The 15,688-nt window shown below is 63.0% G+C and carries 14 protein-coding genes and 1 pseudogene; 10 read left to right on the forward strand and 5 right to left on the reverse strand.

The window, feature by feature from the left end:
* Nucleotides 1-77: 77 nt before the first annotated feature.
* The 6 genes from AACH40_RS07355 (at nt 78) to AACH40_RS07380 (ending at nt 6,538) form a co-directional block, all read left to right on the forward strand.
* Nucleotides 78-881 carry a 4-(cytidine 5'-diphospho)-2-C-methyl-D-erythritol kinase gene (locus AACH40_RS07355; protein ID WP_338645182.1) on the forward strand — a complete coding sequence of 268 codons (804 nt, stop codon included), beginning with the start codon at nt 78-80 and terminating at the stop codon, nt 879-881.
* Nucleotides 881-1,609 carry an N-formylglutamate amidohydrolase gene (locus AACH40_RS07360; RefSeq protein WP_338645184.1) on the forward strand — a complete coding sequence of 243 codons (729 nt, stop codon included), beginning with the start codon at nt 881-883 and terminating at the stop codon, nt 1,607-1,609. The genes AACH40_RS07355 and AACH40_RS07360 overlap by 1 nt, the downstream gene beginning before the upstream one ends.
* Nucleotides 1,610-1,719: 110 nt before the next feature.
* Nucleotides 1,720-3,570 (forward strand): dihydroxy-acid dehydratase, encoded by a 1,851-nt coding sequence (gene ilvD / locus AACH40_RS07365; RefSeq protein ID WP_338645186.1) that lies wholly within the window; start codon nt 1,720-1,722, stop codon nt 3,568-3,570.
* A 61-nt stretch (nt 3,571-3,631) separates the two neighbouring features.
* A complete protein-coding gene (locus tag AACH40_RS07370) occupies nt 3,632-3,928 on the forward strand; it encodes a hypothetical protein (RefSeq protein ID WP_338645188.1) in 297 nt (98 codons plus the stop codon).
* On the forward strand, nt 3,912-5,336 hold the full coding sequence (locus AACH40_RS07375) for an NAD(P)H-hydrate dehydratase (protein ID WP_338645190.1): 1,425 nt from the start codon (nt 3,912-3,914) through the stop codon (nt 5,334-5,336). The genes AACH40_RS07370 and AACH40_RS07375 overlap by 17 nt, the downstream gene beginning before the upstream one ends.
* Nucleotides 5,333-6,538, forward strand: a complete 1,206-nt coding sequence (locus tag AACH40_RS07380; RefSeq protein WP_338645192.1) for a class I SAM-dependent RNA methyltransferase — start codon at nt 5,333-5,335, stop codon at nt 6,536-6,538. The genes AACH40_RS07375 and AACH40_RS07380 overlap by 4 nt, the downstream gene beginning before the upstream one ends.
* 61 nt (nt 6,539-6,599) lie before the next feature.
* Here AACH40_RS07380 and AACH40_RS07385 read toward each other — a convergent pair whose 3' ends face one another.
* The 5 genes from AACH40_RS07385 to AACH40_RS07405 form a co-directional block, all read right to left on the reverse strand.
* On the reverse strand, nt 6,600-7,034 hold the full coding sequence (locus tag AACH40_RS07385) for an MAPEG family protein (protein WP_169494164.1): 435 nt from the start codon (nt 7,032-7,034) through the stop codon (nt 6,600-6,602).
* Between the two features lie 30 nt (nt 7,035-7,064).
* Nucleotides 7,065-7,490, reverse strand: coding sequence for an MAPEG family protein (locus tag AACH40_RS07390; RefSeq protein WP_338645194.1), 426 nt, complete (start codon nt 7,488-7,490; stop codon nt 7,065-7,067).
* Nucleotides 7,491-7,541: 51 nt separating this feature from the next.
* Entirely contained in the window at nt 7,542-8,153 is a 612-nt protein-coding gene (locus tag AACH40_RS07395; RefSeq protein WP_338645196.1) for a class I SAM-dependent methyltransferase, read from the reverse strand.
* Between the two features lie 41 nt (nt 8,154-8,194).
* Entirely contained in the window at nt 8,195-9,430 is a 1,236-nt protein-coding gene (locus AACH40_RS07400; protein WP_422394890.1) for a DUF3419 family protein, read from the reverse strand.
* A gap of 97 nt (nt 9,431-9,527) precedes the next feature.
* The gene (locus AACH40_RS07405; RefSeq protein WP_338645198.1) at nt 9,528-10,538 is read right to left on the reverse strand and encodes a threonine ammonia-lyase; all 1,011 of its coding nucleotides are present in this window, start codon (nt 10,536-10,538) and stop codon (nt 9,528-9,530) included.
* An 88-nt stretch (nt 10,539-10,626) separates the two neighbouring features.
* Between AACH40_RS07405 and AACH40_RS07410 the strand changes: the two genes are divergently transcribed.
* The 4 genes and pseudogenes from AACH40_RS07410 to AACH40_RS07425 all read left to right on the forward strand — a co-directional run bounded on the left by AACH40_RS07410 (nt 10,627) and on the right by AACH40_RS07425 (nt 15,680).
* Nucleotides 10,627-11,832 (forward strand): saccharopine dehydrogenase family protein, encoded by a 1,206-nt coding sequence (locus tag AACH40_RS07410; RefSeq protein ID WP_338645200.1) that lies wholly within the window; start codon nt 10,627-10,629, stop codon nt 11,830-11,832.
* A gap of 4 nt (nt 11,833-11,836) precedes the next feature.
* Nucleotides 11,837-13,033: a carboxynorspermidine decarboxylase gene (locus AACH40_RS07415; RefSeq protein ID WP_338645202.1), complete on the forward strand. Its 1,197-nt coding sequence runs from the start codon at nt 11,837-11,839 to the stop codon at nt 13,031-13,033.
* Between the two features lie 354 nt (nt 13,034-13,387).
* Nucleotides 13,388-14,296: pseudogene (locus tag AACH40_RS07420) on the forward strand (serine hydrolase domain-containing protein).
* Between the two features lie 175 nt (nt 14,297-14,471).
* Complete coding sequence (locus AACH40_RS07425; RefSeq protein WP_338645204.1) at nt 14,472-15,680, forward strand: type III PLP-dependent enzyme; 1,209 nt, start codon at nt 14,472-14,474, stop codon at nt 15,678-15,680.
* The last annotated feature ends 8 nt before the right edge of the window (nt 15,681-15,688 follow it).

Genomic DNA, 15,688 nt, shown 5'->3' on the forward strand with positions numbered 1-15,688 from the left:
CGCAATCGATCGCGCGGTTCGAAATGCGAGGCGCCGGGGGCTTGCTCCGGCGCCTCGTTTGGTTTCAGAGCATCGGCATGGCCCATACCGAAACCGCTTACGCCAAGATCAACTTAGCGCTGCACGTCCGCAGAAGGCGTGACGATGGCTACCACGAGCTTGAGACCTTGTTCGCCTTCGTCGATGCGGGCGACCGCCTGACCGCCCAGGCTTGTGGGCAGGACCGCTTGCATGTTGTCGGGGAATTTGCCGGAACGCTCGACAACCCGTTCGACAACATCGTGGCGAAGGCGCTTGGTGCCTTGCCTCGCGGGAGCGGCTGGCACGTGACGCTCGACAAGCGGCTGCCGGTTGCCGCCGGGTTGGGCGGGGGCTCGGCCGATGCGGGAGCCGTGTTCCGGATGGTGCGGGACGAATATGGCTTGCCCGAAGACTGGCATGCCCGTGCAGCGCGGCTTGGCGCGGATGTTCCTGCCTGCGTCGAAAGCAGGACCTGCATCGGGCGGGGCACGGGCACGGAACTGGAACCTGTCGCGAACGACCTCTCAGGATCGCCCGTGTTGCTCGTCAATCCGCGCATCCCGCTCTCGACGGGCCCTGTGTTCAAGGGGTGGGATGGTGTCGATCGTGGCCCTATGCCCGAGGGCAGCGTTCGCGAGATCGCAAGCGGAGGACGCAATGATCTCGAGGCTTCGGCGCTCGCGCTCGTCCCGCAGATTGCGGACGTCTTGTCCGGCTTGTCCGCGAGCGGCGCGTGGCTCGCGCGGATGAGCGGTTCCGGAGCGACCTGTTTCGCGCTCTACGACACTGCAGAGCAACGGGACGCGGCACAGAGCGCCCTGCCGACCGGATGGTGGAGCCTTGCAGGAGCGCTGCGCTGATGGAGCACGAAGCCTTCCGGATCGTCGGAACGCCACGTTTTGGCGGCATCCTCGTCGTGTCCGATCACGCGTCCAACCGCGTTCCCGACGATATCGACCTCGGCATCGCGCCTTCCCTGCTGGAGCAGCACGTTGCTATCGACATCGGTGTCGGCGCAATCGGCGAGATCATGGCAGGCAATCCCGGGATCTCCGCGTTCCAGGGCAATGTCAGCCGGCTTGTGTGCGACTTCAATCGCGACGAACACCTTCCGAGCGTGGTTCCGATCGCCAGCGATGGCCATGCCATTCCCGGCAATGCGCTCGATCACGCCGGCCATGAAGCGCGGCTCGCCCGCTTTTTCAGGCCCTATCACGCTGCACTGGCAGCGACGATCGAGGCAGCGCCGCCCGCGCTGATCCTTTCGCTGCACAGCTTCACGCCGCAGCTTGCCAGCAGCGACGAACCGCGGCCGTGGCATGTCGGCATACTCTATAACGAGGACGATCGCGCCGCCCGCCGGGCAATTCCGCTGTTGGAGGCAGAGGGCCTGAATGTCGGCGATCAGCAGCCGTATTCCGGTCGCCTGCTGAACGCGACCATGAACCGCCACGCCGAGGCCGATGGACGGCCCTATCTTGGCATCGAGATCCGGCAGGATCTCATTGCCGATCCTTCGGCACAGCGGGCGTGGGCCGATCGTCTGGTTCGCATCGCGAACCTCATCGCGATCGCTCTCGAGGGGTGACGAGGGGGACAATCGTCACAAAATTAACTTTCGACGGGTGACGTTTGCTGCGTTAGGGGAAGCGAAGGTCGCAAAAAGCAAACAACGCACTGAAAGCCGGAGCCCTTCGCATGCCCCCTTATCGTTCCCGAACCACCACCCATGGCCGCAACATGGCCGGCGCGCGGGGCCTCTGGCGCGCAACGGGCATGAAGGACAGCGACTTCGGCAAGCCGATCATTGCGGTGGTCAATTCGTTCACCCAGTTCGTTCCGGGCCACGTCCACCTCAAGGACCTTGGCCAGATGGTTGCGCGCGAGATCGAGGCAGCGGGCGGTGTTGCCAAGGAATTCAACACCATTGCGGTCGATGACGGGATCGCAATGGGGCACGACGGTATGCTCTATTCGCTGCCGAGCCGCGACCTGATTGCCGACAGCGTCGAATACATGGTCAACGCGCACTGTGCCGACGCCATGGTCTGCATCTCCAACTGCGACAAGATCACGCCCGGCATGCTGATGGCTGCGCTGCGGATCAATATTCCGGTGGTGTTCGTGTCCGGCGGCCCGATGGAAGCGGGCAAGGTCGTCCTGCGCGGCAAGGAAGTCGCGCTCGACCTGGTCGATGCCATGGTTGCCGCCGCCGACGAAGCATACACCGATGAAGAAGTGCAGACGATCGAGCGTTCGGCCTGCCCGACCTGCGGTTCGTGCTCGGGCATGTTCACTGCAAATTCGATGAACTGCCTGACTGAAGCACTCGGTCTTTCGCTGCCTGGCAATGGCTCGACGCTTGCCACCCATGCAGATCGCAAGCGCCTGTTCCTGGAAGCTGGGCGGCTGGCTGTCGATCTGTGCAAGCGCTATTACGAGCAGGACGACGAAAGCGTCCTGCCGCGCGCCATCGCCAGCTTCGAGGCGTTCGAGAACGCAATGAGCCTCGACATCGCCATGGGCGGGTCGACCAATACCGTGCTTCACCTGCTCGCAGCGGCGCACGAGGCAGGGGTCGATTTCACGATGGCTGATATCGACCGGTTGAGCCGCAAGGTGCCGTGCCTTTCTAAGGTTGCCCCGGCCAAGGCCGACGTCCACATGGAGGATGTGCACCGCGCCGGCGGGATCATGGCGATCCTCGGCGAACTCGACCGCGCCGGACTGCTCAATACCGACCTTCCGACGGTGCACAGCCGCACGCTGGGCGATGCGCTCAATCAGTGGGACGTTACCCGCACAAACTCCGCCTCCGTCCAAGAATTTTTCCGCGCCGCGCCGGGTGGCGTGCCGACGCAAGTCGCGTTCAGCCAGGATCGCCGCTGGAAGGAGCTCGATGTCGACCGCGAGAACGGCGTGATCCGTTCGGCAGAGCATGCTTTCTCGAAGGACGGCGGCCTCGCGGTGTTGACCGGCAACATCGCGCTCGATGGCTGCATCGTGAAGACTGCCGGCGTCGACGAAAAAATCCTAAAGTTCACGGGCCCTGCCAAGGTATTCGAAAGTCAGGACGCCGCAGTTACCGCCATCCTCACCGGACAGGTGGTTGCAGGAGACGTCGTGGTGATCCGCTATGAAGGGCCCAGGGGCGGCCCTGGCATGCAGGAGATGCTCTACCCGACGAGCTATCTCAAGTCGAAAGGCTTGGGCGCGGCGTGTGCGTTGCTGACCGACGGGCGCTTCTCGGGCGGCACCTCGGGCCTGTCGATCGGTCACGTCTCTCCCGAAGCAGCGGAAGGCGGGGCAATCGGCCTCGTCGAAAACGGTGATGTGATCGCCATCGACATTCCGGGTCGCTCCATCGTGCTCCAGGTGTCCGAGGATGAGCTCGCTCGCCGTCGCGCAGCGCAGGATGCCAAAGGCTGGAAGCCGGTCAAGGAACGGTCGCGCAAGGTCTCGACCGCGCTCAAGGCCTATGCTGCCATGACGACCAGCGCGGCCCGCGGCGCGGTGCGCGATCTCTCGCAGCTCGATGCGAAGAACTGAGGCACTTCTTCCGTTGCTCGCCCTCGCTGCCTGCGGGCGCGGGGGTGAGGCGGGGCCACCCTTGCGCCACATCGATTGCGCACTGGCCGGCGCAAGCGACTTTACGCTCGACTGCACGGTCGAAGAAACGCAGCAGAACGGCCGGACGGTGCTCGTCGTTGCCGCCCCCGACGGGATGTTCCGCCGGTTTGAAAAGGTTGCAGACGGGCGTGGTGTGATCGCCGCCGATGGCGTCGAGGAATCGATGGCCCACTGGGTAAGTGATCGCGTGCTTGAAGTCAGCGTCGGACAGGATCGATATCGCTTCCCCGCCACTCTCAAGCCGGATACCGGTCCATCCGATGACGCAACCCCGTGACGTAACGCTGTCTCAGATCCTCACTGTCGCACAAATGCGTGCGGCGGAAGACGAACTGGTGGCGGGCGGGCTGTCTGTAGAAGCACTCATTGAAGTGGCGGGACGTGGCGCGGGCGAATATGTTCGCCGTCTTGCCGCAGGGAGATCCGTCACCGTCCTTTGTGGCCCTGGCAACAACGGAGGCGATGGCTACGTCATTGCGCGCCATTTGATGGAGCACGGCAATCCGGTGACGGTTGTGGCGGCGCGAGAGCCTGCGACAGCCGCTGCGATCAATGCGCGACACTTGTTTGAGGGTAACGTAACGGACGGCCATGTCATTGTTTCGGGTGATGTTTTTGTCGACTGCCTGTTCGGAAGCGGCCTGACCCGGGCCTTGCCGGAAGACCTCCTGGCCTTGGTCAAGGGATTGTCCGCCGCTCACCACCTGACCGTAGCGGTGGACTTGCCGAGTGGAATCGAAAGCGACAGCGGTGCGCCGCTCAACCACGATCTGCCTCAGAACGATGTGACGATTGCACTTGGCGCCTGGAAGCAGGCCCACTGGACCATGCCCGCTTGCGCCAATATGGGCGTGCTCCGCCTCGTTGATATCGGCATTACGTTGCGACAGGACGCTCCCTGCCTTTTGCACCGCCCACGGTTTCAAGCGCCAGCGCCTGACGCGCACAAGTACCGTCGCGGACTGCTCGGTATCGTTTCTGGAGCTATGCCGGGGGCGTCGATATTGTCTGCAACGGCCGCGCTCAGGGTCGGGGCAGGGTACGTCAAGCTGCTGCATCCTGATTCACGGCTCGCGGCGTGTGTAGCGCCCTTGCCAGAACTGGTGACGACGGCGGGTGCCATCGACGATCTGGTTTCAGATCCGCGCCTGGCTGCGCTGCTGCTGGGGCCTGGCCTCGGGCGGGACGACACGGCGCGCCGCCATCTGGAGACCGTCGTCACGCGCGGCGTCCCCACCGTCCTTGACGCAGACGCACTGATGCTGCTTGCTCAAGACATTCCTTTGAAAGCCCCCACAATCCTGACACCTCATGAAGGCGAAATGGCAGCGCTCGAACGCGCGTTCCTGCTGCCTGCTAATGGCACCCGGCTCCACCGCGCCAAAGCTCTGGCGAAGCAAGCGCGCGCGACGGTGGTGCTGAAGGGGCCGGACAGTATCGTTGTCGATGCCTCGGGTCGCGTGGTCGTCGCCCCACGAGCTTCGAGCTGGCTCTCTTCCGCCGGGACGGGGGATGTGATTGCCGGCCTGATTGCAAGCCGGCTTGCCGTTCATGGCGAAACGCTGCGGGCGGCCTGCGAGGGGGTTTGGCTTCATGGCGAAGCTGCGCGGCTGTGTGGCCCGGCCTTTACCTCGAATGAGCTTGCTCAGGCAGCGGGACGTGCTCTTGCCGGAGCGCTCGCATGAGCGGCAGCCGGATCATCCGCATTGCCGCAAAGGGCGAGGGGCAGACTGCAGATGGGCGGTACGTCGCGCTTGCGGCTCCGGGTGACGTCGTTGAGACCGACGGAACGCTGACACGAGGGCCCGATCATGTCGATCCACCCTGCCGCCACTTTCCGGCCTGCGGTGGTTGCCAGTTGCAGCACTTGTCGGACCGTGCGCTCGAGGAATACGTGTTCGGTCGCGTCGAAGGGGCGGCGCTGGGGCAGGGGATCGACCCACCTCCAGCTGAACCTGCCCATCTGTCGCCGGCCAACTCTCGCCGGCGCGCGACACTTCACGCGCAGGCCATCGGCAAGCGCGTCGTTCTCGGCTTTCGCGAGCAGGGAAGCCACAAGATCGTCGACATGCGCGAATGCCATGTTCTCGCGCCCGAACTGTTCGCAGTGGTGGCGCCGATCCGGCGACTGCTGGAAGGCTGGGGCGAGCGCAAGTTGGTCGTCGACGTCGAAATGACCCTCGCTGACCAAGGCGTCGCGCTTGGGCTGAATGGTCTGAGCGCTGACAATCTTGCGCGAACCGAAGCACTGCTCGACTTTGCCCGGGATCATGATCTGGCCCGCCTCACGCTCGATAGCGGCTTCGGGCCGGAATCAACGTGGGAGCCGGATCCGGTCACCGTGACGCTCGGCGAAACGCCGGTGAGCCTTCCGCCCGGGGCCTTCCTTCAAGCCACGCGCGATGGGGAAGCTGCATTGACTGCCGCGGCGCGCGAGTGGCTCGCGGGTAGCGCGACGATTGCGGATCTGTTTGCGGGGCTCGGCACCTTCGCCTTTGCGTTGGCCGAAGGGCAGACAAAGGTTCTCGCGGTCGAGGCGGCGCGCGATGCTCATCTGGCCTGCCAGGCGGCCGCCCGCGCAAATGGGCGGCAGGTCCATGCGCTGCACCGCGACCTGTTCCGCAATCCGTTGCGAACCGACGAGCTTGATCGCTTTGCCGGGGTCGTGCTCGATCCACCGCGGGCAGGAGCCAAGGAGCAGGTCGGTCAGATCGCCGCCAGCAAGGTGCCAAGGGTTGTTTACGTCAGCTGCAATCCGGCAAGCTGGGCAAAGGACGCCGCGAGCCTCATAGCTGGAGGTTATCGGCTCGCGGCCCTGCGTGCGGTCGGACAGTTCCGGTGGACCACGCACGTCGAACTGGCCAGCCTGTTCGTTCGCGCCGGCTGAGGACCGCCGGACTCAGGTCCGGCAGTCCTCGCTATCCGCTCCAATTTCTGCAGATGCGTGCTCAGAACACCGCTAGCGCGGCGTGCAGAGTGAGCGCCATCAGCGCCAGGCTGGAGAGCGCGAACAACAGGAAGCGGATGCCGACCTTGTTGACGGTCGACTGCCAGATCGAATGAACGATGCGCAGGGCAACATAGACCCACGCAATCGTTGTGTTCAGGCCATCGCCCTGCCCGATCATCGCCAGTACGATGCACACCGCATAGAACACCGTCGGTGCTTCATGCAGGTGATTGTAATTGTGGGCCTTCCACTGGATCTCGCGCGGGATCAGCGATTCCAGCATGGCCCCTGTCCATCCCTGATCTGCGCCGGGTTCGGTCGGCTTTGGCAATTTGGAGATTGCCGGGATGCGCGTGGCATACATCCAGATCCACATGATCATCGTCCACGCCGCCAGTGCGACGACTGGTTTAAGGATGGTCATTCCAATCATTGTCATTCTCCCCCTTCTTCAACCTTTGTCTCAGGTCAGCGTAATCGCGACTGCCCGTATGGCAAGAGTTGCCAGCGCCAGCGTCGAGGCCATGAACAACGCGAAGCGGATCGGCACCCGGTTGACGAGCGCCTGCCACAAGGAATGGACGATCCGGATTCCGACATACGTCCATGCGAGCGCCACATCCACGGCACTCGCCCCGGTCAGCGCAAGGATCGCCGAAACCGCATAGAACAACGTAGGTTGCTCCATTAAATGGCTGTAATTATGCGATTTCCAATTTATTGCGTCGGGGAGAACGCCTTCGAGATCCTGCCCCCGGCCACCAGGCTTTGCATTGGCCAGGCCACCGAGCTTCGCAAGCGCGGGAAGGCGGGCGAGGGCCATCCATACCAGCATGACCAGCGACCACAGGACGAGCACGCTTGCCGGCGCGAGCATCTCTTTCTGCATATCTTCCTTCCCGTCTTTTGCCCGGGAGAGTGCGGAACGCTCAGAAAGTTGTCAAATGCTGCGGGTCAGTCTCCCGATCTGGAAATATCCCAAAGGACCGCGGCGTGTCGTGGCAGTGAAGGGGCCGTCCTCGCAGACCGCGGCTAGTGCAGCTCCAAGATCGGTGCGAGGGGTGACATGGAAATTCTTCAGCCAAGCGCGCAAGCCAGCGCGGAGCGGCGCGGGAAGGCCATCGCAATCGCCGAAATCGACGACATGCAGCGAACCTCCCGGCGCAAGCAGCGACGCCGCATGATGGATCGCTTCCCGCCACACGGGGATCATCGACAAGGTGTAGGAAATGACCACCCGGTCGAACTGGTCTCGGCCGAACAGCGCTTGTGCATCGATGCTCGTGGCGTCAGCCAAGGCGAGCACGGCAGTCTTGCCAACCCGCTCTCGCGCTACCGAAAGCATTTCGCTCGAGATATCGATGCCGTGCAGCTCCGCCCTTGGCCAGCGCCGGCCGATCAGGGCGAGGTTGCGGCCAGTCCCGCACCCCATTTCCAGCACCGAGGTTCCTGGCACCGCGTCAAGCTCTGCCACGAGGCTGTCGCGCCCGAACAGGTAGTATTTCCGCGTGACGTCATAGATGTGCTTCTGTCGGCGGTAGACCGCGTCCATCAGGGCTCCATGTCCTGTGCTCGGCGTTGCGACGCTTGCCATCACTTCAACTCGTAGAGATGGACGCCGCCATAGATCGATGAGCGATCGCGGCGGGTGTAATCGAGGCTGGCATCCGCGTGATATGTCCATCGTGACAGCAGCGCATCGTCCACGCGGCCCGGCAGCAGGCTCGGCTCGGCCGCGGTGCGGAACAGCACGCGAGCACCGCTGCTCGCGGTCCGGGTGATCTGGCGCCACAAGTCATCGAGCTGAGCGTCGGTCATCCAGTCCTGCGCATCGAGCAGCACATAGCGATCGAGAGATGCGTCGGCCTGGCTCGAGAGCCATTCAGTCATATTGGCGTGGAGCACTTCGACCCGATCGATACGGTTGCGGACCGTCTGCCAGTTTTCGGCTTGGAGGTAGGGTGGAAGTGGGCAATCGGGCGTGCGGCCATATCCACGCGAAAAAGCCTGCCATGCGAAGTAGTTGTCGCTGACTTCGAAGTCACAGGCGAGCTTGGCCAGGCGCCTGCGCAGCACCTCCGCCATGGGTTGATCGCCAGCAAGCGCATCGAACTGCGCAGGCGGGATGCCAAGGCCGAACAGCGAAGCCGGCTGCTCGGTCAGCCAGCGGACGAACTTTCGATCGAACACGGGGGCCATCTCGGCCTCGAACACGGCGCGCTGTTCCTCGACCGAATTCGCGGCGAGGATGCGCGACAGATCGATGCGATAAATCTTTGCAAGAAGGTGAGCTATCCCTATGAAGTTACCCAGCAAACCTCGCTTGTATATGTTCTTCCCGAAGGCATTGATGCGACGGCGCCCGGTCAGATCGCGACCTTCCCAGTAACGGCGCGTCGTTTCGTCGAGGTGTCGGGCGACGAAAGTCTTGTAGGCTTCGATATTCGCCTTGCTGTCTGCTTCTGCGAAGAAGCGGCGAAACAACGCATAATCGGGCAGATGGCGCGCCGATGCGAGCTTCAATTTGTTGAGCGCGACATGCGCCGTGTTGAGGTCGATGGCAGTGATCCTGTCCGGATCGGCGACGAGGTAGGACAGCACGTTGCATCCGCCGCTTGCGATGGCGACGACGCGGCTGTCAGGCCCAACCTGCAGCGCCTCCATGTCCACGGCCGGATCTTCCCAGATCTGGGCATAGACCAAGCCGCGAAACGCAAAGGTGAAAGCCTGGTCCAGAAGGCGCGTGCCCATGCCGACGCCCTTGCGCACGACGGCACTTTCAACCTTTTTCTGCGTTTCGGCGGCAAATTGGGGCGTGCTGATCTGCATAGGCGTGGCTCCGGTCTTGCACGAGCGTCGGGCGGGAACACCCTTCCGCCGCGCCGGCTACGACCGTCGCGTTGCGATATTGTGGCAAGTCTTCGTTTCAGTCAGACCCCACCAGCACTTGTGCAAAGGCGGCAGGATCGACGTTCCCGCCTGAAAGCACGACCACCGTACCGTGATCGTGCGGCACCTTTCCGGCCAAGATGGCGGCGAGCGCGGCGGCTCCACCCGGTTCGATGACCAGTCTCAGCCGTGCGAAGGCAAGGCGCTGTGCCCGGCGAACTTCGGCCTCGCTGACGGTCACGCCAACCATGCCATGCGCCGACATGACCGCGAAGTTGACGGGAAAAGTGTACGGCGTCTGCAAGGCATCGCATGTTGTGGGGGGAGGAGCGGAGCCGAGTGTGAGGATTCCACCGGCTGCAAGGCTGCGGGTGACGTCGTCCCACCCTTCGGGCTCGACTGGCACGACCTGCGCATCCGGGCACGCCAGTGCGAGACCGGATGCGAGTCCACCGCCCCCGCAAGGGCAAACGATGCGCGTCGGTGACCCCAGCCCGCGAGCGGCCATTTGGAGAGTAATCTCGATGCCTGCCGTGCCTTGTCCCTCGATGACCCATGGATCGCCGTAGGCGTGGACCAGAACCGCGCCCCGCTCATTGCAGAGATCGCGCGCAATGGCGTCCCGCGATTCGCGCATGCGATCGTAAAGCACGATGTCCGCTCCCAACGCGCGTGTCGCAGCAAGCTTCACCTCCGGTGCATTGGAGGGCATCACGATCGTGGCAGCAATTCCCAGCCTGGCCGCTGCCCATGCGACGCCTTGTGCGTGGTTTCCGCTCGATACGGCGATCACACCCCGGGCCCGCTCTCTCTCGCTCAGGTCCGAAAGACGGTGCCAGGCGCCGCGGATCTTGAAAGCGCCGACTGGCTGCAAGCTTTCGACCTTGCACAGCACCGATCCACCTGCTGGCAGATCAAGCTCTACCAAGGGAGTTTCAGGAAGGAGTTGGCCGATCTTTGCGTCTGCCCGAAGAACGCCCTCACGGGTCGGCTCGCGTTCTGGCAGCGGCAGTTGGTCTGTCGGTTCGTGGGGACTTGGGTTTGTCATGCCTTTAGCCTAAAGGCGCACGCCATGCCTGTCGCGCCCCGATGTGGATATGCGCGACCACCTTTCATGTTTCGACCAGGAGTTTCTCATGGCCAAGGTCCTCGTCATCGGCGCCGGCGGCGTCGGCTCGGTTGCCGTTCACAAGATGGCGATGAACCCGGACATCTTCAGCGAAATCGCGCTCGCCAGCCGCACCAAGTCAAAGTGCGACGCCATCGCTGTTTCTGTAAAGGAACGTACCGGACGCGACATCGCGACTTACCAGATCGACGCGGACGACGTCGCCGCGACCACCGCGCTGCTCAACGAAGTCAAGCCGGTGCTGGTCGTGAATCTGGCGCTGCCGTATCAGGACCTCCACATCATGGACGCCTGCCTTGCCGCTGGCGTCAACTACATGGACACCGCGAACTACGAGCCGATCGACGAGGCCAAGTTCGAATACAAGTGGCAGTGGGCCTATCAGGACAAGTTCAAGGAAGCTGGCCTGATGGCGCTGCTGGGTTCGGGGTTCGATCCCGGTGTGACCAGCGTGTTCGCCACTTGGCTGAAGAAGCACAAGCTCGATAAGATCCGCACGCTCGACATCCTCGATTGCAACGGCGGCGACCACGGCCAGCATTTCGCCACCAACTTCAACCCGGAAATCAACATTCGCGAAGTGACCGCGCCGGCGCGGCACTGGCTGAATGGCGAATGGGTGGAAACCCCGGCGCTGACGATCCGCCACCAGTTCGATTTCGAGGCGGTGGGCCCCAAGAACATGTACCTGATGTACCACGAGGAATTGGAAAGCCTCGCGCATCACTTGCCCGAGATCGAGCGCATCCGCTTCTGGATGACCTTCGGCGATGCCTATATCACGCACCTGACCGTGCTGCAGAACGTGGGCATGACCCGCATCGACCCTGTCATCTACGAGGGCAAGGAGATCATTCCGCTCCAGTTCCTCAAGGCCGTGCTTCCCGAACCGGCCTCGCTCGGCCCGACGACCAAGGGCAAGACCAACATCGGCGACATCGCCACCGGTCTGAAGGATGGCGAAGAAAAGACCTTCTACATCTACAACATCTGCGACCACGAGGATGCCTATCGCGAGACGGGCAACCAGGCGGTGAGCTACACCACCGGCGTCCCCGCGATGATCGGCGCGGCGCTGATGGTACAGGGCATTTGGAAGGGCGAGGGCGTGTTCAACATCGAACAGTTCGATCCCGATCCCTACATGGACATGCTCAACAAGCATGGCCTGCCTTGGCAGGTGAAGGAACTTGCCGGGCCGCTGGAGTTCTGATCCGATGGAAACGAGGGCCGGCGATCCGGGCGCGTTTGCGCAGTTCGACTTGTCGCGGGTGGATAGCCCGGCCTTCGTCGTCGACGTCCAGAAGCTCAGGTCAAATCTCAAGGTGCTGGCCGACATCCGTGACTCTGCCGGCATAAAGGTATTGGCCGCGCTCAAGGCCTTCAGCATGTGGCGCGTGGCGCCGGTCGTAGCTGAATACCTGGACGGGGTGTGTACGTCGGGCCTGTGGGAAGCGTTGCTCGCCGCAGAACACTACCAAGGTGAGATTGCGACCTATTGCGCAGCCTACAAGGCGGAGGATTTACCCGAGATCCTGCGCCTGTCCGATCACGTAATTTTCAATTCGCCCGGTCAACACGCCCGTTTCAGCCCGCAGATCGAGGCGGCGCGGGCGCGAGGTGAATCGTTTGATATCGCTCTGCGGATCAATCCGTTGCATGCGGAAGGCGAAGTTCCGCGTTACGATCCTTGTGCACCGCATTCGCGCTTGGGTTTCCCGGTCGATCAACTTCGAGATGAGCATCTGGAAGGAGTCACCGGCCTCCACTTTCATACGCTGTGCGAGCAGGACTTCGAACCGCTCGAGCGAACTTGGGAATCGCTGAGGCCGCGCATCGAGCGGTTCTTCCCCCAGCTGGAATGGCTGAATTTCGGTGGTGGGCATCATGTCACCCGCGCCGACTACCAGCGCGAAGACCTCATCGAGTTTCTGAAGAGGGTCAAGGAAGAGACGGGCTGTCAGATATATCTCGAACCCGGCGAGGCGGTGGCGCTCGATGCCGGGATACTTGTCGGCACCGTGCTTGACACGCACTGGAACGGGATGCCGCTCGCCATCACCGACATCTCGGCCACATGCCACATGCCCGACGTGATCGAGGCGCCCTATCGCCCGGCGATGCTCGGCGAACTGCCCATCGATGAATACGAGGACGGGCAGGGCGATGCGCCGGTGCGCCTCGGCGGACCCTCCTGCCTCGCAGGCGACGTGATCGGTGACTACCGCTTGCCTGTGCCTTGCGAGCCCGGTGCGCGCTTCGCCTTCCTCGACCAGGCGCACTACTCGATGGTCAAGACGACCACCTTCAACGGCGTCCCGCTGCCGTCGATCTGGCTCTGGGACAGTGAGACCGATGCGCTCGAGCGCGTTCGGAGCTTCTCCTATCAGGACTTCCGCGATCGGCTTTCCTGAGGCATCCTCCTGTCCGAGAACGATAAGGACAGGAGAGCAAGGATGCCGCAGGAACTGCTCGACGGACGCAGCAGCGATCCGGCGTTGATGGGCTGGATGAAAGGCAATCCACCGCCGCCTGAGCGCTGGATAGTGCCATCGAGGGCGGATCACATGCGCTTTCCGATGATCCGGTGGTCCTATTCGAACATGCGGCAATTCCTGCCCACCGTGCGCATCGCGGCTTCCGGGAAGGGGAGCCCGCTTCCGCGTGCAACGCGGGCGGATGTCGCTGACGTCTGCTTTGTCCCGACCGGACAGGCCGACCCGATCCGCTTCGAAGAGTCGCTCGTCGAGGGCTTCACCGACGGCATAATGGTCGTGCACCGCGGCGAGGTGGTTTTCGAGCGTTGGTTCGGTGTAACCGGCCCTGAAACCCGGCATATTGCTTTCTCGGTGACCAAGAGCTTTGTCGGCACGATCGCAAGGCTGTTGATCGACGAAGGGCGGCTCGATCCTTCGAACTCGGTGTCCTCGATCCTGCCGGAGCTTGCGTAAAGCGGCTATGGCGATGCCAGCGTGGCGCACGTGCTCGACATGACTACCGCGCTCGATTTTTCCGAGGATTATGGCGACCCGTCATCAGGCATAGGCGCCTACAGCGCTGCGCTCGGGCTGACGCCTCGGCCGGAAGGCTATGCCGGTCCTCGCGATCTTTGCAGTTTCCTTGCCGGCATACGCGGCGACGGCTCCGCTCATGGCGCGAAGTTCACTTATCGCACGATCAATACCGAGGTGCTGGCATGGATCATCGCCCGGGTGGAGGACAAGCCCTTCGCGACCGTGCTTTCCGAGCGGATTTGGCAACCGTGCGGCATGCTGGGCGACGCCGATCTGATCGTCGATGAGATCGGCACGCCTTTTGCCGGTGGAGGACTCAATCTGCGGCTCGAGGATCTTGCCAAGTTCGGCGAGGCGATCCGCACAGGAAAGCTGCCCCATGGAGCGATCGATGCGATCCGTGGCGGCGGTGATCCTGCGAAGTTCGACCCGGTTCGATATCCGCAGCTCGGTGGCTGGAGCTATGGAAGCCAGTGGTGGCATAGCCACAATCGTAATGGCGCGTTCAGTGCGCGCGGCATCCATGGACAGACCCTTTGGATCGATCCAGCGGCCGAAATGGTCGTCGCACGATTCGCCTCGCACCCGACGGCCGCGAACGGGGCGAACGATCCCTGGTCGCTGCCTGCTTGGGCTGCGCTTGCCGCGCACCTCAAACCCTGAGAAATCCGCGGCTCGGCGCTGCGGTGTTTCATTTTTGTGACCGAATTCTGAGTCGCCCTTTTTTTCACTTGATGTTCAGCGCGAGGGTCCTATTTAGCCCGCTCTCGCTGCCCCATGGGGACTTCCAAACCGCAAGGCAGCTTCGTTCAACAAGTCCGTTTGGGGGTCCCTTGAGTTGCACATCCATCCTGACGCACTGGCTGTAGCGCGCACCTTCGCGCCCGACCAACCCGCCATTCTCAACCGCCCGCATGCCGCGGCGCGGGCCGCGAAGTTCTTTGTCGAGAACTTCCCGGGCCGATCGCTCTATGCGGTAAAGGCGAATCCGTCGGCAGATCTGCTCAAGGTCCTGTGGGACGCAGGCGTGACGCATTATGACGTCGCGTCGATCGCCGAGGTGCGCCTTGTACGCGGCACGCTGCCGCAGGCAACGCTGTGCTTCATGCATCCGGTCAAGACGCCCAGCGCAATCCGTGAAGCCTATGGCGTGCACGGCGTGCGCGTTTTCAGCCTGGATTCGCTTGAAGAGCTTGAGAAGATCACAGCGGCGACGACTGAAGCGAACGATGGCGTCCCGCCCGAGGATCTGACGCTGTGCGTGCGTCTGCGCGTTTCGTCGGAGTATTCCGAGCTCAGCCTTGCCAGCAAGTTCGGTTGCGACCTGACGCAAGCCGCCGAATTGCTTCAGGCCACGCGACAGGTGGCGGACTCGCTGGGCATCTGCTTCCACGTCGGCAGCCAGGCGATGACGCCGCATGCCTATGTGCAGGCTCTTGAACGCGTTCGCGCCGCGATCGTCGATGCCTCGGTCACCGTCGACATCATCGACGTCGGCGGTGGGTTCCCGTCGATCTATCCGGGCATGGAGCCGCCGCCACTCGAAGATTACTTCGGCGTGATCGACCGCACCTACGAATCGCTGCCGGTGTCCTATTCGGCAGAGCTGTGGTGCGAGCCGGGCCGCGCGCTGTGCGCCGAGTACAACTCGATGATTGTGCGCGTGGAAAAGCGCCGCGGTGAAGAGCTGTACATCAACGACGGCGCTTATGGCGCGCTGTTCGATGCGGCGCACGTCGGCTGGCGCTTCCCGGTCCGTCTGCTGCGCGATGGCACGTCCGACGAAGTCGAAGGGTTCTCGTTCTGGGGCCCGACCTGCGACGACATGGACCATATGGATGGCCCGTTCGAACTGCCGTCCGACATCAAGTCGGGCGACTACATCGAGATCGGCATGCTCGGCGCCTATGGCGCTGCAATGAAGACCGCGTTCAACGGCTTCGATGCAACGCAGGTCTACACCGTGTCGGACGAGCCGATGGCCAGCCAGTATCGTGGCGACCGCCGCGATCCTCGCGTATCGGACAATGTTGTCTCGCTGCGCTGAGCGAGGCT

Origin of the sequence: Novosphingobium olei, from assembly GCF_037076535.1 — a bacterium.
Classification (GTDB): Bacteria; Pseudomonadota; Alphaproteobacteria; order Sphingomonadales; family Sphingomonadaceae; genus Novosphingobium; species Novosphingobium olei.